We start from the raw sequence: 22,993 nt of genomic DNA on the forward strand, positions 1-22,993 counted from the left end.
GCTCCGCTTCCTGCGCGGCCAGCGACGATTCCTGCCCCGTGCTGCCCGACACCCGCACATAAAGGGCTTCACGCCGCTCGCGGCCCCCGACAGGCTTCCGATCGTCATCAACGATGAGGGCGTCCAATGCGGTTGAGGGAAACCGGCGCTCGCGTCCCACCCACACCGCAGGCACCTTCCCTGCCTTCGCCCACAGGCGCAACGTGTCCGGATGAACCCCCACCCGCCGCGCCGCTACCGCCAATCGCAGCAACTCCATAGCCCAGACGGTAGGTCCACACCTCCTACTGAACGCCCCAACTCACATGAATCCAGCCCAATGTAGTGAAGAGAGAGAGAAATACTGATGAAATATCCTCGATGTGATACCCCGCATCACCCAGGATCCCCAGGCCAATCGATCGACTGTTAAACACCCTGCCGCGCCGTGGGGCTGTCAGCCCGGCACCGCCTCCGGCTGGACCTCGTGGAGCGGCCAGCTGCCGTCCACCACCGCGTCCGGCGTCTTGCGGCGCAGCCAGGTCTGGAGGTCGGCCGCCCATCGGGCATACCAGACGACCTGCTTGCGGTGCAGGTCCCACAGGTCCAGACCCGCCACCTGACCGTGTCGCTCCGCGACCGCGCACGCGACGCGGACCGCCGCCAACGCGTCCGCCCCCGCCTCATGGGCCCGCTCATGAACCACCCCGTACTCCCCGCACACCGCCTCCAGTGTGCGCTTGCCCTTGCGGTACCGGTCGACGGCCCGGTCTATCGTGTACGGGTCCACGACCGGGCCGGTCTCGGCACCGCCCAGCCGCTCGCCCAGCGAGGGCAGCCCATGGCGCCGCAACTCGGCGGCGAGCAGGCTCAGATCGAACGCCGCGTTGTACGCCACCACCGGCGCACCCGCCCGCCAGTGGGCCACCAGCACGTCCGCTATCTCGTCGGCCACTTCGCGCGCGGGGCGTCCCTCGGCCGCCGCCCGCTGTGTGGTGATACCGTGCACGGCCACGGCGCCGTCCGGAATGGTCATGCCCGGATCGGCCAGCCACTCGCGCCGCCCGACCGGCTCCCCGCCCCTCACCTCGACCACGGCCGCCGTCACGATCCGCGCCTCCCCCGGGTCCGTGCCCGTGGTCTCGAGGTCGAATCCGATCAGCAGCTCCCGGTGCCAGCCCATACCGGCCCTCCTTTACTTCCCCCTGGTGTGCACCACCCTCCCACGCACCACTGACAACGCCCCGAGCCCGCCGCCGCGATGGGCCCACCGGCGCGATGAGTCCTCAGACGTCTGAGGACTCGTGTTAGAGTCCCCGCCATCGGACATGATCGAAAGAGGTGGGGGCATGGCGGAGCCGACCCGGCTGCGGCACGGGCGTGTCGTACCGCAGGTCGAAGGCGCGCTGCGGGACATGCTGCGTGACGGGCGCTGGGAGCCCGGCGAGCGGCTGCCCAACGAGGTGATGCTCGCGGCCGAGCTGGGCGTCGGCCGGTCCTCGGTGCGGGAGGCCGTACGGCTGCTGGCCCGGGACGGGCTGCTGGACGTACGCCACGGCTCGGGCACCTTCGTCACTCGGACCGGGCCCGAGCAGGCCGGGGCGGACGGGGAGCTGGACCTGCGGCATCTGCTGCGCCGCGCCCGGCTGCTGGAGGTCTACGAGGTCCGCAGGGCCCTCGAGGTGGAGGCCGCCCGGCTGGCCGCGCGGCGGACGCGCCCCGAGGACGTCGCCCGGCTCGCCGCGGACCTGAAGCGGCGGCAGGAGGCCGCCGGGGCCGGGCCGGCCGCCTTCGTGGACGCCGACCTGGAGTTCCACCGGACGGTCGTCGAACTGTCGGGCAACGCCGTGCTGCTCGGCCTGTTCACCTCCGTACTGCCGGTGCTGCGCGAGGCGCTGGTCGAGATGGTGACGTACGAGACAGGGCTGCCCGATCTGTCCTGTGCGCACGCGGAGCTGCTGGACGCCCTGGCGCGCGGCGACGCCGCGGCCGCGATCGCGGCCACCACCGGGCACCTGGAGTCCGTCATGGCCCTGGTCGACCCCGTCGGCCCGGTCGGCTCAGTTGAAGAGGCAGTGCGATGACCGGCTCCCCGGTGCTGCGGGCGGGGGACGTCGACGTCGTACGCGACGGCCGGTATCTGCTCCGGTCGGTCTCGCTGACCGTGCGCGAGGGCGAGCACTGGGCGCTGCTCGGCGCCAACGGCGCGGGCAAGAGCACCCTGCTCGGCCTGCTCGGCGCGCTGACCCACCCCACTCGGGGCACGGTGCAGGTCCTGGGGCACACACTGGGCCGGGTGGACCTGCGGGAGCTGCGCACCCTCGTCGGCCATGTCAACCCGCGCCATCCGCTGCGCTCCCCGCTGCGGGTGCGGGACGTGGTGCTGACCGGGCTGACCAACACCGTCGAGACCGTTCCGCGCCGACGCCCCGAGCCCGGCCGGCTGGAGCAGGCCGAGCGGCTGCTCGACACGCTCGGGGTGGGCGCCCGGCGCGACGCCCTGTGGCCCACCCTGTCCCAGGGCGAGCGCGGCCGGGTCCTGATCGCCCGGGCGCTGATGCCCCGTCCGCGCCTGCTGCTGCTCGACGAGCCGGCCACCGGCCTGGACCTGGCGGCGCGCGAGCAGCTGCTGGACAGCCTGGACGCGCTGCGGCGCGACCATCCACGGCTGGCGACCGTCCTGGTGACGCACCATCTGGAGGAGCTGCCGGCCAGCACCACGCACGCGCTGCTGCTGCGCGAAGGGCGCGCCCTGGCCTCCGGGGCGGCCGACGAGGTGGTCACCACGGAGCGGATCAGCGCCTGCTTCGGCCACCCGGTCCGTATCACCCGCACCGACGGCCGCTGGACGGCCCGCACCGGCCGGGCCCGTACCGGCCGTACGGTTCAGCCGGCCACCAGCGCGACCATGGCCGCCGCCGACTCGGGGGCCGGCCGGTAGACGCCCTGCACGCTGTGGGAGCGCTTCAGCTCGCCGTCCTCGACGTGCTTGACGCGGCGCTCGCCCCGCCGGGAGCGGTAGGTCAAGGAGGCCAGCAGGCCGGGCGGCACCGCCCGGTCCATGCGGCCCAGCGCCCACAGCCGCTTGCGGAAGGCGCGCACGGGACAGATGTGGTCGCCCTCCTTGACTCCGGCGCCAGGAAGCTGGGCAGCGTGGTGTAGGCATCCGGCGTGCCAGGACGCTATCCGCCGCCACCGACAGCGCCGGAGCGCGCGAGCCTCAGGACACCGGCCGGGAGTCCGCCCACACGCTCTCGAACTCCTCCCGGTACGTACCGAACAGCCCGTTCTCGCCGTCACGGCTCATGTCCTGCCCGTCCCGCACCACGTCGCCCCCACGCCCCGCGCCGCGCAGCACCAGTACCGGGGCCTCGATGCCCCGGGCCTTGCGCAGATACGACTGGACGACGGCCAGGCCGTCGGCGCCGTCGCCGTTGACCAGGTAGGCGGTGAAGCGCGGGGTCTCGTCGAAGACGTGGATCTCGAACGCGCCGGGGTCACGCAGCCGGGCGCGTACCCGCCGCATGTGGAGGATGTTCATTTCCACCGACCGGCTCATCTCGCCCTTCTTCAGCCCCAGCTCGCGCTCGCGCCGCCGCACCGCGCTGCTGGCCGGGTTGAGGAACAGCAGCCGGGCCCGGCAGCCGGCTTCGGCCAGCCGGACCAGCCGGCGGCCGGAGTAGTTCTGGACCAGGAGGCCCAGACCGATGCCGACGGCGTCGAGGCGGCGGGCGTTGCCGAAGAGGTCCTCGACGGGCAGCTGCCGCTGCAGCCGCACCCGGTCGGAGTGGACCCCCACGACGTCCGCGTACCGGTCCCCCACCAGGTCTTCGACGGCGTCGATGGGCAGCCGGTCGGCGGAGGGGGTACCGGTGCCGCTGCCGAGTATGTCCAGGAGCCGGGCGGAGGCGCGCTCGGCTTGGGCCAGCACGGTCAGGGACAGGGCCCGGTTGCGGGAGACGACGTTGCGGGCGACCTCCAGCTCGTCCAGGGCCAGCTCCACCTCGCGCCGGTCGTCGAGGTACGGCTCGAAGCACGGCCAGTGCTGGACGAGGAGTTCGCGCAGCTGCGGCAGGGTGAGGAAGCTGAGGACGTTGTCGTCCGCCGGGTCCAGCAGATAGCCCTTGCGGCGGCTCACCTCCCGTACGGCGACCGCGCGCTGCACCCACTCCTGTCCGGCGGGCCCGGCCGCGGCGACGACCCAGTCGTCGTGGTGGACCGGTTCGTAGATGGGACGGAGCACGGCGGCCACGACCGCGCGCAGCCGCTGCTCGACGAGGTTCAGCCAGATGTAGGCCCGCCCGGCCCGGCGTGCGCGGGTGCGCACCTCGGCCCAGGCGTCGGCGCCCCAGTCCAGTTCCGCTCCGATCTCCACCGGCTGCACCAGGGACACCGCACCGGGGGGTGCGTCGGTGGCGCCGTCTCCCCCGGGAACCGAGTCCCCAGGGGGCAGCTCCAGCCCGCCCGAGCTCACCTGCGCACCGCCTTCCGCCCCCGTCCAACGATCACCGCAGACTACTGCGGCGGACGGGGGCGGTGCAGCTCGATCGATCGACCTTACGGTCAACCTTCGCCTTCTGTATGGCCGTTGTGATCGGACAGTGCAGAAGGCGTGAGGGGATTCATAGCGGTGACGTCCCGCGGGGCGAGCTGGAAGCCCTGCCAGTGCACCGGCATGGGCTCCTGGTCCTCGTCGCGGGCGATGTGGTGGAACCCGATGTTGACCCACACGATGGGGTGCTTGAGGGTCTGGCCGTTCACCCACTTGTCGACGCTGTTGCCCGCGCCCTGGGCGCAGCCGCGCGGGTTGTGGCTGGCGAACTGCTCGCACTTCTTGTACTCGGTGAAGTACACGTCGTGCCTGGTGTAGCTGCGGCCGGGGAACTTGCTGGTGTGGCCGGGCACGATCTCGTAGCTGCGCGGGTGGCCGTCCTTGTTCTTGCCCGCGGTGGACACGACCCGCCACCAGCGCTGGGCGGCGGCGTCCCCGGCCAGCTCCTTGGTGACCTTGGTGCGGGTGGTCTTGGTCTTGGGCTTCTGGCCGGTGGCCGTGGTGGTCTTGGAGTCGTACTGCTCGATCTTGCTCTTGGGGGAGCCGTCGAGGCCGAAGTTCAGCCGCCAGAAAACGTTGTGGGCGTGGCTGGTGGCGTAGTCCTTGGCGCCCTTGCCGATCGGCCAGCCGCGGCCGTCGCCCGCGTCGTAGTCCAGCGGGGAGAGCGTGCCGGTGGCGCCGACCTGCATGGACATGGTGCCGTCGCCGGAGAACCGCCACTCGGTGATGTACTCGTACCAGCCGACCTGGTTGACGGTGTAGAGGAGCAGGTCCTTGCCCTGCCGCTGGTAGACCTTGTCGCCGTCGGGGCCGGCGCCGCCCATGCGGTAGGCGTGGCCGCGGGCGCGGGTGGTGGCGCACAGACCCTTCACATCCGGGTGATCCGGGTCCCATGCGCCGGGCACGCGGACGGTCTTGATGGTGCCGCCCGGGCATTCGGCCGGGTCGAGCTGTTGCAGCTCCTGGGCGAAGGGCTGCCCGGTGAGGTCGTCGTACTCATTGCTGCCGTCGTCGTACGGCACATGGATCTGGCCGAGTCTCGCGCTGGTCAGCACCTTGATGGGGGCGGGCTCGCCCTTGGGCTGGTACGAGACGTTGTCGAGCACGAGCCCGGCCTTGCCGTTGTAGTGCCAGCACATCCGCCAGGTGGTGCCGCCGTCCAGCTTCTGTTCGATCCGGTACGCGGCCGAGCAGTCCGCGGCGGCGGCCGGGGCCTTCGCGGGCGCCTTCGGGGCGGCCTGGGCTGATCCGGCAGGACCGGCCGCGACGCCCGTGACGCCGATGAGCGCCGAGGCGCCGAGGGCCGCCGCGACCCGCGAGCGGGCACGGCGAAGCCTTCTTTCAGGCATGGGGGTACTCCTGTGATGGACGTGAAGGTGTGCGGAAGGGAGCGCGCCGGCGCCCGTCAGCCGAGCCGGTGGACGGTGCGGTCGCTCAGGTCGATCACCAGCTGCCGGGTGTCGATCCACTGCCCGTGCAGGACCTTGGTGAACAGCCGCACGCAGCGGTGGGTGCCGCAGTCCGCGAGGGCGGCCGGCCCGGCGTTCTCCTCGTCGACCCGGTAGACGAAGCCGGTGACGGTCAGCTGGTCGGGGCCGGTGAGCGCTCTGTCGGTGGCGTCCTTGTAGTCCCGCTTGAGGCCGTCGCCGAGCTTGTCGGCGATCAGCAGCCGGGCGGCCTCGCGCGCCTCGTCGCGGGTGGGCGGCGGCTGGACGCCGCGCTGGGTTTCGGTGTGCTCGACCTTGCCGGAGGCGAGGTCGATGGTCTTGATGACGTAGGTGTCGTCCTTGTAGTCGTAGTACGAGACCTCGGCGCGGCGCGGCGGGTCGGCCTTCGTCACATCCTCGGGAGACAGCTCCGCGAGGTCGGTGGCCAGTCGCTGCGGGCCCTTGCCGCCGGTGACGTTCTCCCCGCTGTCGCGGAGGTTCCGGCCGAGCGCGAGCTGTTCGGCGCGCTTCATCTCGTCGTCCGTGAGCGGATCCCGGCCGGTGCCCGTCTTCCCCCGCGCGGGGGCCGACTCCACGACAGCGGGCTGCTGCCGCGCCGACTGGCCCTGTTCGGCCGTCGAGCTCTGCGGGCCGCCGTCGCGCCCGGCGGCCGCGCCCTTCTCCTGGCCGGACGCGTCACTCGGGAGGGTCACTCCCACCATCACCGCGGTGGCGGTGACCGCGATGGCCGCACCCGCCACCACCTTGCCCAGGTGACGGTGCATTATCGTGCGCACATTCTCCCCCAAACACCCCTCAGGTCGCATGGGACCGCATACCGGGAGATCCAGTATGCGGAGTCACCCCGTAGGACGAACCGATCTCGCCGCAGGTTGCCTTCGTTTTCAGGAAGTTGTGGCGAAAGGGCTACGTCAGGGCGCGAGTTGGGCAAGGATTCCTCCTCGTCCGGTGCCCAGGGGTGCTCGCGGGCCCCGGGGAAGAAGTGGAAGAGTCGACGCATGCAGGTCTGGCCGGGACAGGCTTACCCCCTGGGCGCCACCTACGACGGCGCCGGAACCAACTTCGCGGTCTTCTCCGAGGCCGCCGTTCGGATCGAGCTGTGCCTACTGCACGACGACGGCTCGGAGACCGCGGTGGAGCTGCGCGAGACCGACGCCTTCGTACGCCACGCCTATCTGCCGGGGATCATGCCCGGCCAGCGCTACGGCTTCCGGGCCCACGGCCCGTACCAGCCGGAGCGCGGCCACCGGTGCAACTCCGCCAAGCTGCTGCTCGACCCGTACGCCAAGGCGCTCAGCGGACAGATCAACTGGGGCGAGGAGGTCTACGGCTATCACTTCCACCGGCCCGAGAAGCGCAACGACCTCGACTCCGCCCCCCACACCATGGCCTCGGTCGTGGTCAACCCCTACTTCGACTGGGGCGACGACCGGCCGCCGCGCACCGACTACCACCGCACCGTCATCTACGAGGCCCATGTCAAGGGCCTCACCATGCGCCATCCGCGGCTGCCGGACGAGCTGCGCGGAACCTACGCGGCGCTCGCGCACCCCGCGATCATCGAACATCTGACGGAACTGGGCGTCACCACGCTCGAACTGATGCCGGTGCACCAGTTCGTGCACGACCACCGGCTGGCCGACGCGGGCCTGTCGAACTACTGGGGCTACAACACCATCGGGTTCTTCGCCCCGCACAACGCCTACGCCTCCTGGGGCGACCGGGGACAGCAGGTCCTGGAGTTCAAGTCGGCCGTACGCGCCCTCCACCAGGCCGGCATCGAGGTGATCCTCGACGTCGTCTACAACCACACCGCCGAGGGCAACCACCTGGGCCCGACGCTGTCCTTCCGGGGCCTGGACAACGCCTCGTACTACCGGCTGGGCAACGACCGGCGGTACTACACGGACACCACCGGCACCGGGAACTCCCTGCTGATGCGCAGCCCGCACGTCCTGCAGCTCATCATGGACTCGCTGCGCTACTGGGTGACCGAGATGCGGGTCGACGGCTTCCGCTTCGATCTGGCGGCCACGCTGGCCCGGCAGTTCCACGAGGTCGACCGGCTGTCCTCGTTCTTCGACCTGGTGCAGCAGGACCCGGTGGTCAGCCAGGTGAAGCTGATCGCCGAGCCCTGGGACGTCGGCGAGGGCGGCTACCAGGTGGGGAACTTCCCGCCCCTGTGGACCGAATGGAACGGCAAGTTCCGCGATACGGTGCGCGATCTGTGGCGGGGCGAGCCGCGCACCCTTGCCGAGTTCGCCTCCCGGCTCACCGGCTCCTCCGACCTCTACCAGGGCGACGGGCGGCGGCCGCTGGCCTCCGTCAACTTCGTCACCTGCCACGACGGGTTCACGCTGCGCGACCTGGTCTCGTACGACAGGAAGCACAACGAGGACAACGGCGAGGGCAACCAGGACGGCGAGAGCTACAACCGCTCGTGGAACTGCGGCGTCGAGGGCGAGACCGACGACCCGGCGGTGCGGGCGCTGCGTGAGCGCCAGATGCGCAACTTCATCGCGACGCTGATGCTCTCCCAGGGCGTGCCGATGCTCAGCCACGGCGACGAGTTCGCGCGCACCCAGCACGGCAACAACAACGCGTACTGCCAGGACAACGAGGTGTCCTGGGTGCAATGGCCGGAACCCAAAAACCAGGCGGCCCAGGCTGCCGAGGCGGACGCGCCGGCCCTGGAGCTGCTGCGCTTCACCCGCTCGCTGATCTGGCTGCGCCGCGACCACCCGGTCTTCCGGCGGCGCCGCTTCTTCCACGGACGGCCGGTGGAGGGCACCCACGACGAGCTCTCGGACATCGCGTGGTTCACGGCCGAGGGCGAGGAGATGCGGCAGCGCGACTGGCAGGCGGCGCACGCCAAATCGCTGACGGTCTTCCTCAACGGCAGCGCTATCTCCGAGCCGGGGCCGCGCGGGGAGCGGATCACCGACGACTCCTTCCTGCTGATGTTCAACGCGCACCACGAGCCGCTGGACTTCACGGTGCCCATCGACCACGGCAAGCAGTGGCAGGTGATCGTGGACACCTCGCTGCCGGAGGGCGTGGAGCCCGGCAGCGGGGCGAAGGTGGCGGCGGGCGACCGGCTGACGCTGGTGGACCGGAGCCTGCTGGTGCTGCAGCGGCCGGGGTAGGGGCCGGGTCGGGTTCCCGGTCGGGCACAGAAACCCTCGTACGAGTGTTTGGCGGGTGCTTCGATCTGATGCCGGGCGGGTTGTGGGTACGTACGTTCTATGACGTCCGACCGCACCGTGCCCGGGTCCTCCGCGCCGACCGCCACCTACCGGCTGCAGCTGCAGCCCGCCTTCCCCTTCGAGGCGGCGCGCGCGGCCGTGCCGTATCTGGCCGCGCTCGGCGTGTCGCATCTGCACCTCTCGCCGGTGCTGGAGGCCCGCCCCGGCTCCACACACGGCTATGACGTGGTCGACCACTCGGCCGTGCGGGCGGAGCTGGGCGGCGAGGAGGGGCTGCGCGCCCTGGCCCGTACGGCGCGCGCCCACGGGCTCGGGCTGATCGTCGACATCGTCCCCAACCACATGGCGGTGCCCGCGCCGGAGCGGCTCAACAGACCGCTGTGGGAGGTGCTGAAGGACGGGCCCGCCTCGCCGTATGCGCGGTGGTTCGACATCGACTGGGGCCGCCACGGCGGCAAGGTGCTGCTGCCGGTCCTCGGCGGACCGCTCGGCGACGAGCTGGCGGAGCTGCGGGCGGCGGACGGGGTGCTGCGCTACCACGACCACGAGTTCCCGCTGCGGCCCGGCACCGAGGGGATGCCGCTGCCCCAGCTGCTGGACCGGCAGTGGTACCGGCTGGGCTGGTGGCGGCTGGCCCGCACGGAGCTGAACTACCGGCGCTTCTTCACCATCTCCGAGCTGATCGCGGTGCGGGTGGAGGATCCCGAGGTCTTCGCGGCGACCCACGGGAAGCTGCTGGAGCTGGTGCGCGACGGGGTGATCGACGGGCTGCGGGTGGACCATCCGGACGGCCTCGCCGACCCGGAGGGCTATCTGCGGCGGCTGGACCGCGAGGTGCGGGCCGCGGCGGGCGGCGGCCGGTGGACCGTCGTGGAGAAGATCCTCGGCCGGGGAGAGCGGCTGCCCGCGCACTGGCCGGTCGCCGGCACGACCGGCTATGACGCCCTGCACCACATCGACGGCCTCTTCGTCGACCCGGCCGGGCTGGCGGAGCTGACCGCGCGGTACCGCGGCTTCGCCGCACCCCCCGAGGACCTGGGCGGCGACTGGCCGGCGACCGTGCGGCGCGCCGCACACCGTGTGGTGACGCATGAGCTGGCCGCCGAGGTGGAGCGGCTGGTGCGCACCGCCGTGCGGATCTGCGCCGCCGAACCGCGGCTGCGCGACCACGCGCCCTGGGCGCTGCGCACGGCGATCCATGAGCTGCTGGTGCGGCTGCCGGTCTACCGCCCGTACGTCTCCCCCGACGCCCCGGCGACCCGGACGGACGCCGAGATGCTGATCCTGGCGGCGGGGGACGCCCAGGCGGCGTTCGCGGTGCGGGAGGAGGCGCGGGTGGTGTTCACGGTGCGGGACGCGGCGCTCGGCAGACTGGGCGACGGACCGCACCACCGCGACTTCTGCGCGCGCTTCGCGCAGACCGCCGCCGCGCTGCGCGCCAAATCGGTCGAGGACACCGCCTTCTACCGCTACGCCCCGCTGCTCTCGGCGGCGGAGGTCGGCGGCGACCCGGGGCAACCGGCCGTCTCCCCCGACCGGTTCCATGACTTCGCCGCCCGGCTGCAGGCCGACTGGCCCCAGGCCGGCACCGTGCTGTCCACGCATGACACCAAGCGCAGCGCGGATGTGCGGGCGCGGCTCGCGGCGCTGACCGAGTGCCCCGACCGATGGGCGAAGCTGCTGGAGGCAGTAGCAGTGGCGGTGGAGGCGCGGGAGACGGCGTCGGGCACCGCGGCGGCACTCGACGCCCATCTGGCGTGGACGGCGTGGCAGACCGCGGTGGGCCTCGGGGCCCCGGACGGCGAGCGGCTGGCGCCCGCGGTCCTCAAGGGGGTGCGGGAGGCGGGGCTGCGGACGACCTGGACCGAGCAGGACCCGGCGTACGAGGACGAGGTCGCCGCCTTCCTCAAGGCGGGCCCGTGCGACCCCGACCACCCGGCGTGGGCGGCGCTGGACGGCGCGCTGGACGCCCCGGCACACGCCAACGCGCTGGGCGCGGCGCTCCTGCACCTGACCATGCCGGGCGTACCGGACCTCTACATGGGCACCGAGCACACCTACGCCGCACTGGTCGACCCCGACAACCGCCGCCCGCCCGAGCCGCGCCCCGAGTCGCTCGCCCGCCTGGACGCGGGGCGCGAGCCGGACGGGCCGTCGGCCGAGAAGCTGCTGCTGACCGCGGCGGCCCTGCGCCTGCGGCGGCACCGGCCCCGGTGGTTCGGGCCGTCCGGCGCGTACCTCCCGCTGGCCGCCGAGGGCCCGGCGGCGGCGCACTGTGTGGCCTTTCTGCGGACGGACAGCCTTGGCGAGGGGCGGGGTGCGGCCGAAGGCGGGGATGGCGGCGCGGAAGGCGGCGGGGGCGGCGGGGCGATCACAGCCGTCACCCGGCTGTCGCGGCGGCTGGCGGAGGCGGGCGGCTGGCGCGGCACGGCGCTGGCGCTGCCGCCGGGCCGCTGGCGGGATCTGCTGACCGGGCGGGCGGCCGCGGGCGCGGCCCCGTTGAGCGGCCTCTTCGACCGATTCCCGGTGGCGCTGCTGGTCCGAACCTGACGCTCCGCCAGAACTGGTGCTGTGTTCGCGGCCTAAAGCATTTACAGGTACTCCGGACGGCGCTACCTTCACAAAGTAACTTGGGAGCGCTCCCATACGACGGTTCCTGACCCGTTCGCGTCGAAGGGAAGAAGAAGCGCAATGCCACGACGATTGATGGCTCTCGCACGTCCCGCTCAACCGCCGGGCCGCTCCCGCGCCCGCCGGTCCGTACTGCTGGTCCTGCTCGGTGTGTTGCCCGCCCTCGGGCTGGTCTTCTTCGGCGGCGGCAGCGCCTCCGCGCACGGCGCGCCGATGGCACCGGGCAGCCGCACCTATCTGTGCTGGAAGTACAGCCTGTCCAGCACCGGAGAGGTCAAGCCGACCAACCCCGCCTGCAAGGCCGCGTTCGACAAGAGCGGGGCGACGCCGTTCTACAACTGGTTCGCGGTGCTGCGCTCGGACGGGGCGGGCCGGACCAAGGGCTTCATCCCGGACGGCCAGCTGTGCAGCGGCGCGGCCACCGTCTACAACTTCTCCGGCTTCGACCTGGGCAGCAAGGACTGGCCGGTGACCCATCTGACCGCCGGTAAGTCGATGCAGTTCACCTACAACGCCTGGGCCGCGCACCCCGGTTCGTTCCGAAGCTACGTCACCAAGAACGCGATCGACCCGACGAAGCCGCTCACCTGGAACGACCTGGAGGACCAGCCGTTCAACACGGTGACGAACCCGCCGCAGACGGGCCCGGTCGGCACGGTGGACGGCAAGTACACCTGGACCGCCAATCTGCCCTCGGGCAAGAGCGGCCGTCACATCATCTACACCGTCTGGACCCGCTCGGACAGCCAGGAGACCTTCTACAGCTGCTCCGACGTGGTCTTCGACGGCGGCAACGGTGAGGTGACGGTGCCGGGCGCCTCCAGCGGCGGCAGTGACCCGACCGACCCGCCGACGGCCAAGTGCACCGCCACCCAGAAGACCACCAGCACCTGGAACGGCGGCTACCAGGCCGAGGTGACGGTGGCCAACACCGGCGCCACCCCCATCTCCTCCTGGATGGTCGACTGGACACTGCCGTCCGGGCAGCGGGTGGACAGCCTCTGGAACGGCAAACTGACCGCCACAGGGTCATCGGCATCGGTCACCAACGCCGACTGGAACGGCTCGTTGGCGGCCGGAGCGTCGACGACCTTCGGCTATGCGGCCAGCGGCGGCTCGCCCGACGCGGCGGCCACGCCGATCTGTATGGTGCACTGACCCGCATCGCGCAGCGCGCTGACCCGCACAGCGCGCTGCCCCGACCACCCTGATCCGCACGGTGCCCTGATCCGCTTCCTCCGCCCTGTCAGGTGCACCTCACCCTGCCGGTCTGCCGCCCCCTTCCCCCTCGTGGGCGGCAGACCGGCCTTTCCCCGTCCGCCCCCACCACCGCCGGTCCAGCAGCCCGACAAAGGAGGCAGCGGCCCCGGTGAGCTCGACCCGGGAGAACGCGGTCAGCTCGCGCTGCCAGGGCGGATCCAGGGGCAGCACCGCGCAGTCGTGGGCCATGGCCACATGCGCGGCCGTGATGAGGACTCCCGCTCCCGCGGCGGCCATGCGCACGGCCGTCGAGGTGTGCTCGGTGTCGACACCGGTACGAGGCGTGAAGCCCACCCGCTCACAGGCCACGTCCAGGAAACGACGGCCCTCGACCACCGGCTCCAGCGCGCAGCGCACCCAGTCCCGGTCCGCCAGGTCGGCCAGCCGGACCGCCTCCCGCCCGGTCAGCGGATCATCCAGCGCCACCACGACCACTATCTCCTCCTCGCCCACCGTCACCACTGGGCCCCGCCAGCCCTCGGGCCGGTGCCCGACGGCGACGTCCGCGACACCGCGCTCCATGCCCTCGCGCAGCTCCCCTCCGGTGGCGTACTCGTGCACCACCAGGCGCACCTGCCCATGGTCGCGCCGCCAGCGCGCGAGAACCTCGGGGAGCACCCCGATGGCGAACGCGTGCAGGGTGGCGATATGCAGCTCGCCACCCGCCGCCCCGGCCGCCGCCCGCGCCGCGCGCCGCGCCTGCCGGGCGCTGCGCACCGCGAATTCGGCATGCGGCAGATACGCCCGGCCCATGGGCGTCAGACGCACCCCCCGCGGCAGCCGCTCCAGCAGCGGCCCGCCGACCTCCCGCTCCAGGGCCTTGATCTGATGGGAGAGCGCGGACTGGGTGACACCCAGCAGCTCGGCGGCATGGGTGAAGGACGCCTCCTCGACCACCGCCACGAGATATTCCATCTGACGCAGACTCATCCGCGGTTTCCCCCTTCGCCGCCATCCTCCCCATGCAGAAAATTCATCGTATCCAGAGAAACTTTGCCTTGGACTCATGCCGCGGTAGGGGCACAGGCTGGACCCATGCATGAGACAGACATCATCGTCATCGGCGGCGGAACCGGCGGCTACAGCACCGCGCTGCGCGCGGCCGCCCTCGGTCTCGACGTCGTCCTGGCCGAACGCGATCTGGTGGGCGGGACCTGCCTGCACCGCGGCTGCATCCCCAGCAAGGCGATGCTGCACGCCGCGGAGTTGGTCGACGGCATCTCCGAGGCGCGTGAGCGGTGGGGGGTGAAGGCCACGCTGGACGCCGTGGACTGGTCCGCGCTCACCGCGACCCGCGACGACATCGTGGCCCGCAACCACCGCGGCGTCGAAGGCCATCTGTCCCACGCGGGCGTCCACGTGGTGCGCGGCTCCGCCGCCCTGACCGGCCCGCGCACCGTACGCATCGAGCCGGCCGGCACGGCGCCGGGCGCGGGCGGGGGCGCAGGCGCGGGCGGCGAGTGGACCGCGCGGCGGGGCATCGTGCTGGCGACCGGCTCCCGCCCGCGCACTCTCCCCGGGCTGGCTCCGGACGGCCGACGGGTCGTCACCAGCGACGACGCCCTCTTCGCCCCGGGACTCCCGGCCTCCGTCCTGGTCCTGGGCGGCGGGGCGATCGGCGTCGAATACGCCTCACTGCACCGCTCCATGGGCGCGGACGTCACCCTCGTCGAGGCGGCGGACCGGCTGCTGCCGCTCGAGGACGCGGATGTCAGCCGCCATCTGACACGCGGGCTGAAGAAGCGCGGTATCGAGGTGCTGACCGGCGCCCGGCTGGAGCACGCCGAGCCCTACGCGGACGGGGTGCGCGCCACCATCCGCCCGGCCCGCGGCGAGCCGCGCGCCCTCGACACCCAGCGGCTGCTGGTCGCCGTCGGCCGTGCCCCGGTCACCGACGGCCTGAACCTGGGCGCCGCCGGGCTGACCACCGACGACCGCGGATTTGTCGCCCCCGCCGACTGGTCGCGGCTGGAGACCGCGGTGCCGGGCATCCATGTCGTCGGCGATCTGCTGCCCCCGCCGTCACTCGGGCTGGCCCACGCCTCCTTCGCGGAAGGGCTGCTGGTGGCCGAGACCCTGGCGGGCCACTCACCCCGACCTCAACCCCAACCCGCGTTCTACGACACCGTCCCCCGGGTGACCTACTCCAGTCCGCAGACCGCCGCCGTCGGCCTGTCGGAGGCACAGGCGCGCGAGCGGGGCCTCGACGTCGTCGTCAACACCATGCCGCTGACCGCCGTGGCCAAGGGCATGGTGCACGGCCAGGGAGGCATGGTGAAGGTCGTCGCCGAGCGGACGGGCGAGGGCACCGGCCCGGTCCTCGGCGTCCATCTCGTCGGCCCCCATGTCTCGGAGATGGTCGCCGAGAGCCAGCTGATCGTCGGCTGGGACGCCGAACCCTCGGACGTGGCCCAGCACATCCACCCGCACCCCACCCTCTCGGAGGCGGTCGGCGAGGCCTTCCTCACTCTCGCGGGGCGCGGTCTGCATCAGATTTGACTTCCTCCCCCTCCTGAAGGAGCAGATTCCTACGGCTCGCGCCGTAGGGTTTCCTGCTTCATCGCCGACTGCCCGCCCGGAATACTCCGTTGAGGTCTTACACCGGCTCCACAGGCCGACACCGCCAGCCCGTCGGCCTTGAGGTTCTGTGCCGCGTTCACGTCGCGGTCGTGGGTGATGCCGCACTCGCACGTCCAGGTGCGGATGTGCAGCGGCATCTTGTGCTGCAGGGTTCCGCAGTTCGAGCACAGCTTGGAAGAGGGGAACCAGCGGTCGACCGCGATCACTTCGCGTCCGTACCACTGGGCCTTGTACTCCAGCATGCTGCGGAACTCCGACCAGACCGCATCGGAGATGGCGCGGGCCAGCTTGCCGTTCTTCAGCAGATTCCGAACGGTGAGGTCCTCGATCACGATCGTTTGGTTTTCACGAACGAGCCGAGTGGTGAGCTTGTGCAGGTTGTCGCGTCGCCGGTCGGCGATGCGGGCATGGATGCGCGCGACCCTCCGCCGGGCCCTGGCCCGGTTCGCGCCGTCACCCTTGGCCTTGCGGGAAAGTTCCCGCTGGGCCTTGGCCAGGCGCGCCCGGTCGCGCCGCTCGTGCCGGGGGTTGGTGATCTTCTCCCCCGTGGACAGGGTCAGCAGATGGTCCAGTCCGGCATCCACGCCGACCGCCGTATCCGTGGCGGTCAGCGGCTTCACGGCCGGGTCCTCGCACAGGAGGGACACATACCAGCGTCCGGCCGCATCCTGCGACACGGTCACCGTGGACGGCGCTTCCTCGAAGGAGATCATATGAGCGGACCGGACGGACGCTTGGCCGCCTCCTCCGCGACGGCGACCATGAGGAAACCGACCACGGCCAGGGCGGCATTCGCATACAGCTCATAGCCGTCCAGGAACGGCACATACCGGACCACCGCCCACTTCCCGAACCAGCCGATGAAGTGGTGGACCAACCCGCCGAGGCCCAGGACCAGCAGCACACTCCCTACCCACTCGCACGTTTTTCTCATGCGTTCGAGGCTAGGCGGCAAACCCGCGGACGCGGGTCGGCCAAAGGTCTAAGGCCCTGCGACTTTGGTCGCCGCCCCGCGACTTTGGTCGATGCCCGCGTCCGAGGCGGCGACCGCGCCCCCGCTCACCAGTAGATTCGTCGGTATGGGCAGCTCAGACGCCGCGCGGACGGCAAGCAGCGAGCGGGCGCGCGGCGGCGAGCGCGTCAGGACGCGCCGCACCCTGCGCGACTGGATCGTGGACGTGTGCTGCATCTCGATCGCGGCCGTGTTCTCGCTGACGGCCTGCGAGTCGATGGCCACCGACCCTTCGGTGTCGGACGAGGCGCTGTTCGCGGACCTGATGACCGGGGTGGCGGCCTGTCTCGCGCTGTGGCTGCGCCGCCGCCGGCCGGTCGGGCTGGCGCTGGTGCTGCTCGCCGCGGGCGTGGTCTCGTTCTACGTCGCGGGGCCGCTGCTCGTGGCGCTGTTCACGGTCGCGGTGCACCGGCCGCTGCGTACGGTCGTGTGGGTCGGCGGGGTGGCGTTGGTCCAGATCTTCGTCGCCCCGCTGGTGCACCCCGACCCCGACCTCTCCTACATCGGGGACGTGGTTCTCGGGGCTCTGCTGGTCAGCGGCGCCATCGGCTGGGGCATGTTCGTGCGCTCCCGGCGCCAGCTGCTGGAGTCGCTGCGCGACCGGGCCGCGCGGGCCGAGGCGGAGGCGGCGCTGCGCGCCGAGCGGACGCAGCGTCTGACGCGCGAGCGGATCGCCCGGGAGATGCACGATGTGCTCGCCCACCGGCTCTCCCTGCTGAGCGTGCACGCGGGGGCGCTGGAGTACCGGGCCGACGCGTCCCCGCAGGAGGTGGCCGAGGCCGCCGGGGTGATACGCAGCAGCGCGCACCAGGCGCTGCAGGATCTGCGCGAGGTGATCGGCGTGCTGCGGGCCCCGGACTCCGATGCTGCTGCCGACGCCACCGACGGCAGCCCGCCCGACCGGCCGCAGCCGACCCTCGCCGATCTGCCGCGGCTGGCGGAGGAGTCGCGCCAGGCGGGCATGCGGGTGACGCTGTCGGACGAGGCGGGCGTCGCCGGGGCCGGCGCGGCGGCCGTGCCGGGCGCCACGGGCCGTGCGGCCTACCGCGTCGTCCAGGAGGGGCTGACCAACGCGCGCAAGCACGCGCCCGGCGCGGAGGTGACGGTGACGGCGTCTGGGGCGCCCGGTGAGGGGCTGACCGTGGAGGTGCGCAATGCCGTACGCGCCCCGGTGCGCGCCCGCACCCCGGGTGCCCCGCCACGCGACGAGGACCGGCCGGGGGCGCTCCCCGGGGCGATCCCCGGATCGGGCCAGGGCCTGGCCGGGCTGGCCGAGCGCGCGGCGCTGACGGGCGGCCGGCTGGAGTGCGGCCCTTCGGACGCCGGGGACTTCCGGCTGTACGCCTGGCTACCGTGGCCCGCATGAGCCCATCCCCACCGGAATCCGCCGAACCGGCGCCCGCGCCCAGCCCCGCGCCCGCACCCGGCCCCGCGCCCGCGCCCTCCCCCACCCCGACCCGCCTGCTGATCGTCGACGACGACCCGCTGGTCCGCGCCGGGCTGCGGCTGATGCTCGGCGGCGCCTCCTCCGGCATCGAGATCGTCGCCGAGGCGTCCGACGGCGCGGAGGTCGCCGCGCTCGTGGACCGCCACTCCCCCGACGTCGTCCTCATGGACATCCGCATGCCCACGGTGGACGGGCTGGCCGCGACCGAGCAGCTGCGGCAGCGCGAACCAGCCCCCGAGGTGGTGATCCTGACGACTTTCAACGCGGACGAGCATGTACTGCGGGCGCTGCGCGCCGGAGCGGCGGGCTTCGTGCTCAAGGACACCCCGCCCGCCGACCTCGTCGCGGCCGTGCGGCGGGTGGCGGCGGGCGAGCCGGTACTGTCCCCCACCGTGACCCAGCAGCTCATCGAGCATGTGGCGGGCGAGGGCCGGGACGGGCGGCGGGAGCGGGCCCGGGCGCTGCTCGGCCGGCTGAACGACCGGGAGCGCGAGGTCGCGGTCGCGGTGGGCCAGGGCAAGTCCAACGCGGAGATCTCCGCGGGCCTGTTCATGAGCGTCGCGACCGTCAAGACGCATGTGTCACGGATCCTGACCAAGCTGGATCTCAACAACCGCGTGCAGATCGCGCTGTTGGCCCACGACGCGGGCCTGCTCGGATGACTCCCCCGCAAAGTCTCACGGCACGGTGAGGGTTTCGGACTCGTAGGCCTTGTGCAGCAGGTCCAGGAAGGACGGCGCCTCGGGCAGGGTCACGGACCCGATCCGGCGCACCGCCACGCCCGGCGTCCACGAGTTCATGACCACGCCCCCGGCCAGCGTCGGCAGGTCGGCGAGCGTGACCTCCTGGAAGCGCTGAGGGACGCCGAGGCGGTCCAGTTGTCGGCGGACGATGCTCATGGTGATCCCGCCCAGCACCTCGGCCGCGGGCCACACCACCGAGTCACCGTCCCAGAAGGCGAGATTCCAGATCGTCGCCTCGCTGAGCCGCCCCCGCCGGTCCACGAAGGCGGCGTCGTCGAAGCCCTGCGCGACGGCCTGACGGAGGAAGTAGGTCTTGGCCACCTCACCGACGTGCTTCACGGCCGGGAGGAACCGTTCGTGTTCGACCGCTGCCAGCGCCAGCGGACCCTCCGGCCCGGACGAGGGCGGCCCCGTGCGGACCAGCATCTCGGACTCCCCCTCCGCCCCGGCCGCGGTGAACTCGCCCGCCCTCGAGTAGACCGTGGCCGTCAGTGAGAGGTCGGCCGGGCCTGCCTCCAGCGCCGCCCGCAGAGACGACCGCACCTCGTCGTCGGGCAGCGCGCGGCCGAACAACTCCACCGAGGCGGTCCGCAGCCGCTCCAGATGGAGGTCAAGGCCCCGGACCCGGCCCCCGCGCACCTGCATGGCGGTGAAGTGGGCATAGCCGGCGAAGGCGAGTGGCGCCAACTCCTCGGCGGTGGCGGCCCGGCCGTTGCGGTGTGCGACAGAAGAAGTCATGATCACTCCATCGGTTGGGAAGCGGCTGAGCGGACGCGGAATGCTCGCTCGCGGAGCCGACGTTATGGCTTCACATCGGTGGAAAGGTCAAGCTCGGAGGGCACGGGGCGGATGCTGATCGGGGAGTTGTCCCGGCGTACGGGCGTCAGCACACGGCTGCTGCGGTACTACGAGGAACAGGGATTGCTCGAGGCCCGGCGCGGTCACAACGGCTACCGCGACTACGACGAGGACTCGGTGATCACCGTGCGGCAGATCCGCGCCCTGCTGAAGGCGGGTCTGTCCACCGAGGTGATCCGCAAGGTGCTGCCCTGCGCCCGGGGCGAGCAGCCGGGCTTCGACTGGTGCGCGGACCTGCGGGCCATCCTGCAAGGGGAGTTGGCGGCCGTGGACGACCGCCTCGACGAGCTGCGGCGCAGCCGGGGCACCCTCGCCGACTATCTGGCGCAGCCCGCCCACAATCCTGAGCCGCTCTGAAAACACCTGGACGCGGATCCGTCGGCCCGCATAAAGTGCGGGCACGCCCATGATCGAGGAAGGAGGCGAGAGCCATGGACATCATCACGTTCCCGCGCTCCCGCCCCCTGTCCACCGGGCGTACCGCCGTCTGATCGCCGATCCGACCGGGAGCGCATCGCTTTCCCGGAAGGAATCTCATGACCGAGCTGGTCATCCGCGCGCTCACCGAGAGCGACGCACATCTCTTTCACACCCTGCACGACCCCGCGCTCGTCGGCCGCGCCCGCTTCGGCCAGACCTACCGCACCCGCGCCGAGGGCGGCGACTACCGCCCCGACTGGACCTGGGTCGCGCTGCGCGACGGCCGTGTGGTCGCCCGCGCCGCCTGGTGGGGCGCGTCCGATGACGCGGCACCCGTGACGCTGGACTGGTTCGAATTCGCCGACGGCGAGGCCGACGCGGCGGCGCAGTTGCTGCGCACCGCCCCGCTGCACGCCGAGTACAGCCTGCTCGCGGCGCCCGGCTGGCGCGAGAGGCCCGAGGAGCGGGCGGCGGCGCAGGCCCGGGTCGATGCCGCCCTCGCCGCCGGGATGGAGCCGCTGGTGGAGCGCTACCGCTACGAGTGGACGCCCGAGTGCGGGCTTCCCGAGCGGCCGGGGCGGCTTGTGTTCCGGCCGGAGCCCGACGACGCGATGATCGCCGAGGCGCTGCGCCGCATCATGCCGGGCACACTCGACGCGCACGACCAGCGGGCCTTGGCTCAAGGCGGCGTCGAGGCCGCGGTGCGCGAGCTGATGAACTTCCTGAGCTGGTGCCCGTCGCCGCGCGAGTGGTGGCGGCTGGCGTTCACGCCCGAGGGGGAGCTGGTCGGCATCCAGGTTCCCGCGCACAACCCGTCCGGCCCCTGTGTCGGCCAGATCGGGGTGGTCGACGGGCAGCGCGGCCACGGCTACGCGTACGACCTGCTGGTGGAGTGCACACACGACCTGGTGGAGCGGGGCGCGACGAAGATCGCGGCGGCGACCGACCAGGCCAACTTCCCGATGGCCGCGCACTTCGCCAAGGCGGGCTATCCCATCACCCAGGAGCGCATCGAACTGGTCTGATACCCGTGGCCTGCTGCGCGGCGCACCCCGCGTCGCGCAGCATGGTCCCTCAGGCACCGCTGAGGTGAGGAGACGTCAGTGCTGTTCGAGGTGTGGGCGCCGCGCGCCGGGCGGGTCGAGCTCCAGCTGGAGGGCCGTACGCACCCCATGGAGCGCGATCCGGCCCGGGAGGGGTGGTGGCGGGCGGCGGCCGAGGCCGGGCCCGGCGCGCGCTACGGCTTCGCGCTGGACGGCGGCGCGCCGCTGCCCGACCCGCGCTCCCGCCGCCAGCCCGACGGCCCCGAGGGCCTGAGCGCGGTCGTGGACCCCGCGGGCTTCCCGTGGCGGCGGGAGTGGCGGGGGCGGCCGCTGCCGGGCGCGGTCCTGTACGAGCTGCACATCGGCACCTTCACCCGCGAGGGGACCTTCGACGCGGCCGCCGAGCGCCTGCCGCACCTGGCCGACCTGGGGGTCACCCACGTCGAGCTGATGCCGGTCTGCCCGTTTCCGGGGGCGCACGGCTGGGGGTACGACGGCGTGGCGCCATGGGCGGTGCACGAGCCGTACGGGGGGCCGGAGGGGCTCGCGCGCTTCGTGGACGCCGCGCACGGCCACGGCCTCGGCGTGGTGCTGGACGTGGTCCACAACCATCTGGGCCCCTCCGGCAACCATCTGCCCGCCTTCGGCCCGTACTTCACCGAGACCCACCACACGCCGTGGGGGGCGGCCGTCAACCTGGACGCCCCCGGCTCCGACGAGGTCCGCGCGTACTTCCTGGGCAGCGCCCTCGCCCACCTGCGCGACTACCGCCTGGACGGGCTGCGGCTCGACGCGGTGCACGCGCTGCGCGACACCCGCGCGCGCCACTTCCTCGCCGAGCTGTCCGCCGCCGTGGACGGGCTGGCCGCCCAGGTGGGCCGTCCGCTGTTCCTCATCGGCGAGTCGGACCTGAACGACCCGCGCACCACCACCCCGCGTGAGGCGGGCGGCCACGGCTTGCACGCGCAGTGGAACGACGACTTCCATCACGCCCTGCACACCCTGCTCACCGGCGAACGGCAGGGCTATTACGTCGACTTCGCCGCCGAGGGGGTACACGCCCTCGCCAAGACCCTGATCGGCGGCTTCTTCCACGACGGCACGTACTCGGCGTTCCGCGGCCGGAGCCACGGCGCCCCGCTGAACACCCTGACCACCCCCGCGTACCGCCTGCTGGGCTACGCCCAGACCCATGACCAGATCGGCAACCGCGCGGTCGGCGACCGGCTCTCCGCCCGGCTCTCCCCCGGGCTGCTGGCCTGCGCGGCCGCCGTCGTACTGTGCTCGCCCTTCACGCCGATGCTCTTCATGGGCGAGGAGTGGGGGGCGCGCACGCCCTGGCAGTACTTCACGGACCATCAGGACCCGGAGCTGGCCGAGGCCGTACGGCGCGGCCGGCGCCGGGAGTTCGCCGCCCACGGCTGGGCTGAGGAGGACATCCCCGACCCGCAGGACCCGGCGACGCGGCTGCGCTCCTGCCTGGACTGGACCGAGCCGGCCCGCGAGCCGCACGCCAGGCTGCTCGACTGGCACCGGCGGCTGATCGCCCTGCGCCGCGCCGAACCGGCCCTGACCGACCCCCGCCTGTCCGCCATCCGCCTGTCCGTCCCCTCGGACGGCTGCGTCGCCTTCCGTCGCGGCCCGCTCCGCATCGTGATCAACCCGTACGACCGCCCGGCCGAGGCCCGCCTCGGCCCGCACGCCGCCGACCGCACCCAGGTCGTCGCCGCCTGGCAGCACACCGACCCGCCCGCCGCGGACGGCACCCTGCGGCTGCCGCCGGAGACGGCGGTGGTGCTGCGGTGAGGGGCCCC

20 protein-coding genes and 1 pseudogene are annotated in these 22,993 nt (G+C 72.5%); 11 read left to right on the plus strand and 10 right to left on the minus strand.

Translation table 11 applies throughout. The annotated features are described in order from the left end of the window. Together PV419_RS38550 and PV419_RS38555 are read right to left on the minus strand one after the other, a co-directional pair. A partial coding sequence (locus PV419_RS38550) for a helix-turn-helix domain-containing protein (protein WP_319697009.1) occupies positions 1-259 on the minus strand: 259 nt, incomplete at its 3' end. A 177-nt stretch (positions 260-436) separates the two neighbouring features. Further along, positions 437-1,162 carry a 3'-5' exonuclease gene (locus tag PV419_RS38555; RefSeq protein ID WP_319697011.1) on the minus strand — a complete coding sequence of 242 codons (726 nt, stop codon included), beginning with the start codon at positions 1,160-1,162 and terminating at the stop codon, positions 437-439. 166 nt (positions 1,163-1,328) lie between these two features. Here PV419_RS38555 and PV419_RS38560 point away from each other — a divergent pair, with 166 nt between their 5' ends. Beyond that, positions 1,329-2,063, plus strand: coding sequence for a FadR/GntR family transcriptional regulator (locus tag PV419_RS38560; RefSeq protein WP_319697012.1), 735 nt, complete (start codon positions 1,329-1,331; stop codon positions 2,061-2,063). Next, entirely contained in the window at positions 2,060-2,920 is an 861-nt protein-coding gene (locus PV419_RS38565; RefSeq protein WP_319697014.1) for an ABC transporter ATP-binding protein, read from the plus strand. Before PV419_RS38560 ends, PV419_RS38565 begins: the two co-directional genes overlap by 4 nt. On the opposite strand, the gene PV419_RS38570 is transcribed toward PV419_RS38565, so the two are convergent. From PV419_RS38570 to PV419_RS38585, 4 genes are all read right to left on the minus strand, one after another. Next, positions 2,866-3,081 carry a hypothetical protein gene (locus PV419_RS38570; protein ID WP_319697015.1) on the minus strand — a complete coding sequence of 72 codons (216 nt, stop codon included), beginning with the start codon at positions 3,079-3,081 and terminating at the stop codon, positions 2,866-2,868. The genes PV419_RS38565 and PV419_RS38570 overlap by 55 nt on opposite strands. A 118-nt stretch (positions 3,082-3,199) precedes the next feature. Next, entirely contained in the window at positions 3,200-4,453 is a 1,254-nt protein-coding gene (locus tag PV419_RS38575; protein ID WP_319697016.1) for an SAV2148 family HEPN domain-containing protein, read from the minus strand. A gap of 89 nt (positions 4,454-4,542) precedes the next feature. Continuing rightward, positions 4,543-5,880, minus strand: a complete 1,338-nt coding sequence (locus PV419_RS38580) for a copper amine oxidase (RefSeq protein ID WP_319697018.1) — start codon at positions 5,878-5,880, stop codon at positions 4,543-4,545. A 56-nt stretch (positions 5,881-5,936) separates the two neighbouring features. Then, on the minus strand, positions 5,937-6,743 hold the full coding sequence (locus tag PV419_RS38585; RefSeq protein WP_319697020.1) for a Tat pathway signal sequence domain protein: 807 nt from the start codon (positions 6,741-6,743) through the stop codon (positions 5,937-5,939). 234 nt (positions 6,744-6,977) lie between these two features. Here PV419_RS38585 and glgX point away from each other — a divergent pair, with 234 nt between their 5' ends. The 3 genes from glgX to PV419_RS38600 all read left to right on the plus strand — a co-directional run bounded on the left by glgX (position 6,978) and on the right by PV419_RS38600 (position 12,974). Beyond that, positions 6,978-9,125 carry a glycogen debranching protein GlgX gene (gene glgX, locus PV419_RS38590; RefSeq protein WP_319697021.1) on the plus strand — a complete coding sequence of 716 codons (2,148 nt, stop codon included), beginning with the start codon at positions 6,978-6,980 and terminating at the stop codon, positions 9,123-9,125. Between the two features lie 99 nt (positions 9,126-9,224). Continuing rightward, positions 9,225-11,735, plus strand: a complete 2,511-nt coding sequence (treY, locus tag PV419_RS38595) for a malto-oligosyltrehalose synthase (protein ID WP_319697022.1) — start codon at positions 9,225-9,227, stop codon at positions 11,733-11,735. 141 nt (positions 11,736-11,876) lie between these two features. After that, positions 11,877-12,974, plus strand: coding sequence for a lytic polysaccharide monooxygenase (locus tag PV419_RS38600; RefSeq protein WP_319697024.1), 1,098 nt, complete (start codon positions 11,877-11,879; stop codon positions 12,972-12,974). Positions 12,975-13,073: 99 nt separating this feature from the next. Here PV419_RS38600 and PV419_RS38605 read toward each other — a convergent pair whose 3' ends face one another. After that, positions 13,074-14,006 (minus strand): LysR family transcriptional regulator, encoded by a 933-nt coding sequence (locus PV419_RS38605; protein ID WP_319697026.1) that lies wholly within the window; start codon positions 14,004-14,006, stop codon positions 13,074-13,076. 105 nt (positions 14,007-14,111) lie between these two features. Between PV419_RS38605 and lpdA the strand changes: the two genes are divergently transcribed. Continuing rightward, positions 14,112-15,575: a dihydrolipoyl dehydrogenase gene (gene lpdA / locus PV419_RS38610; RefSeq protein WP_319697028.1), complete on the plus strand. Its 1,464-nt coding sequence runs from the start codon at positions 14,112-14,114 to the stop codon at positions 15,573-15,575. Between the two features lie 29 nt (positions 15,576-15,604). Here the strand turns inward: lpdA and PV419_RS38615 are convergent. Further along, positions 15,605-16,348, minus strand: a pseudogene (locus PV419_RS38615) (RNA-guided endonuclease TnpB family protein); the annotation flags it as partial. Between the two features lie 17 nt (positions 16,349-16,365). Then, the gene (locus tag PV419_RS38620; protein ID WP_319697030.1) at positions 16,366-16,590 is read right to left on the minus strand and encodes a hypothetical protein; all 225 of its coding nucleotides are present in this window, start codon (positions 16,588-16,590) and stop codon (positions 16,366-16,368) included. A 145-nt stretch (positions 16,591-16,735) separates the two neighbouring features. On the opposite strand from PV419_RS38620, the gene PV419_RS38625 reads away from it, so the two are divergent. Together PV419_RS38625 and PV419_RS38630 are read left to right on the plus strand one after the other, a co-directional pair. Next, positions 16,736-18,034, plus strand: coding sequence for a sensor histidine kinase (locus tag PV419_RS38625; protein ID WP_319697032.1), 1,299 nt, complete (start codon positions 16,736-16,738; stop codon positions 18,032-18,034). Continuing rightward, positions 18,031-18,777: a response regulator transcription factor gene (locus PV419_RS38630; RefSeq protein ID WP_319697034.1), complete on the plus strand. Its 747-nt coding sequence runs from the start codon at positions 18,031-18,033 to the stop codon at positions 18,775-18,777. The genes PV419_RS38625 and PV419_RS38630 overlap by 4 nt, the downstream gene beginning before the upstream one ends. A 15-nt stretch (positions 18,778-18,792) precedes the next feature. Here the strand turns inward: PV419_RS38630 and PV419_RS38635 are convergent, their stop codons facing one another. Next, positions 18,793-19,596 carry an aminotransferase class IV family protein gene (locus tag PV419_RS38635; protein WP_319697035.1) on the minus strand — a complete coding sequence of 268 codons (804 nt, stop codon included), beginning with the start codon at positions 19,594-19,596 and terminating at the stop codon, positions 18,793-18,795. Between the two features lie 111 nt (positions 19,597-19,707). Between PV419_RS38635 and PV419_RS38640 the strand changes: the two genes are divergently transcribed. The 3 genes from PV419_RS38640 (at position 19,708) to treZ (ending at position 22,985) form a co-directional block, all read left to right on the plus strand. Beyond that, positions 19,708-20,073, plus strand: a complete 366-nt coding sequence (locus PV419_RS38640; protein WP_319697172.1) for a MerR family transcriptional regulator — start codon at positions 19,708-19,710, stop codon at positions 20,071-20,073. A gap of 179 nt (positions 20,074-20,252) precedes the next feature. After that, positions 20,253-21,161 (plus strand): GNAT family N-acetyltransferase, encoded by a 909-nt coding sequence (locus PV419_RS38645; RefSeq protein ID WP_319697037.1) that lies wholly within the window; start codon positions 20,253-20,255, stop codon positions 21,159-21,161. 78 nt (positions 21,162-21,239) lie between these two features. Further along, a complete protein-coding gene (gene treZ, locus PV419_RS38650) occupies positions 21,240-22,985 on the plus strand; it encodes a malto-oligosyltrehalose trehalohydrolase (RefSeq protein ID WP_319697039.1) in 1,746 nt (581 codons plus the stop codon). The last annotated feature ends 8 nt before the right edge of the window (positions 22,986-22,993 follow it).

Origin of the sequence: Streptomyces sp. ME19-01-6 (assembly GCF_033793745.1) — a bacterium.
Lineage (GTDB): Bacteria > Actinomycetota > Actinomycetes > Streptomycetales > Streptomycetaceae > Streptomyces.

Bases quoted from the DNA above. Each gene is read 5' to 3' on its own strand.
- PV419_RS38555 (WP_319697011.1), bottom strand. From the start codon at position 1,162: ATGGGCTGGCACCGGGAGCTGCTGATCGGATTCGACCTCGAGACCACG.
- PV419_RS38560 (WP_319697012.1), top strand. From the start codon at position 1,329: ATGGCGGAGCCGACCCGGCTGCGGCACGGGCGTGTCGTACCGCAGGTC.
- PV419_RS38565 (WP_319697014.1), top strand. From the start codon at position 2,060: ATGACCGGCTCCCCGGTGCTGCGGGCGGGGGACGTCGACGTCGTACGC.
- PV419_RS38580 (WP_319697018.1), bottom strand. From the start codon at position 5,880: ATGCCTGAAAGAAGGCTTCGCCGTGCCCGCTCGCGGGTCGCGGCGGCC.
- PV419_RS38585 (WP_319697020.1), bottom strand. From the start codon at position 6,743: ATGCACCGTCACCTGGGCAAGGTGGTGGCGGGTGCGGCCATCGCGGTC.
- glgX (WP_319697021.1), top strand. From the start codon at position 6,978: ATGCAGGTCTGGCCGGGACAGGCTTACCCCCTGGGCGCCACCTACGAC.
- treY (WP_319697022.1), top strand. From the start codon at position 9,225: ATGACGTCCGACCGCACCGTGCCCGGGTCCTCCGCGCCGACCGCCACC.
- PV419_RS38600 (WP_319697024.1), top strand. From the start codon at position 11,877: ATGCCACGACGATTGATGGCTCTCGCACGTCCCGCTCAACCGCCGGGC.
- PV419_RS38605 (WP_319697026.1), bottom strand. From the start codon at position 14,006: ATGAGTCTGCGTCAGATGGAATATCTCGTGGCGGTGGTCGAGGAGGCG.
- lpdA (WP_319697028.1), top strand. From the start codon at position 14,112: ATGCATGAGACAGACATCATCGTCATCGGCGGCGGAACCGGCGGCTAC.
- PV419_RS38620 (WP_319697030.1), bottom strand. From the start codon at position 16,590: ATGAGAAAAACGTGCGAGTGGGTAGGGAGTGTGCTGCTGGTCCTGGGC.
- PV419_RS38625 (WP_319697032.1), top strand. From the start codon at position 16,736: ATGGGCAGCTCAGACGCCGCGCGGACGGCAAGCAGCGAGCGGGCGCGC.
- PV419_RS38630 (WP_319697034.1), top strand. From the start codon at position 18,031: ATGAGCCCATCCCCACCGGAATCCGCCGAACCGGCGCCCGCGCCCAGC.
- PV419_RS38635 (WP_319697035.1), bottom strand. From the start codon at position 19,596: ATGACTTCTTCTGTCGCACACCGCAACGGCCGGGCCGCCACCGCCGAG.
- PV419_RS38640 (WP_319697172.1), top strand. From the start codon at position 19,708: ATGCTGATCGGGGAGTTGTCCCGGCGTACGGGCGTCAGCACACGGCTG.
- PV419_RS38645 (WP_319697037.1), top strand. From the start codon at position 20,253: ATGACCGAGCTGGTCATCCGCGCGCTCACCGAGAGCGACGCACATCTC.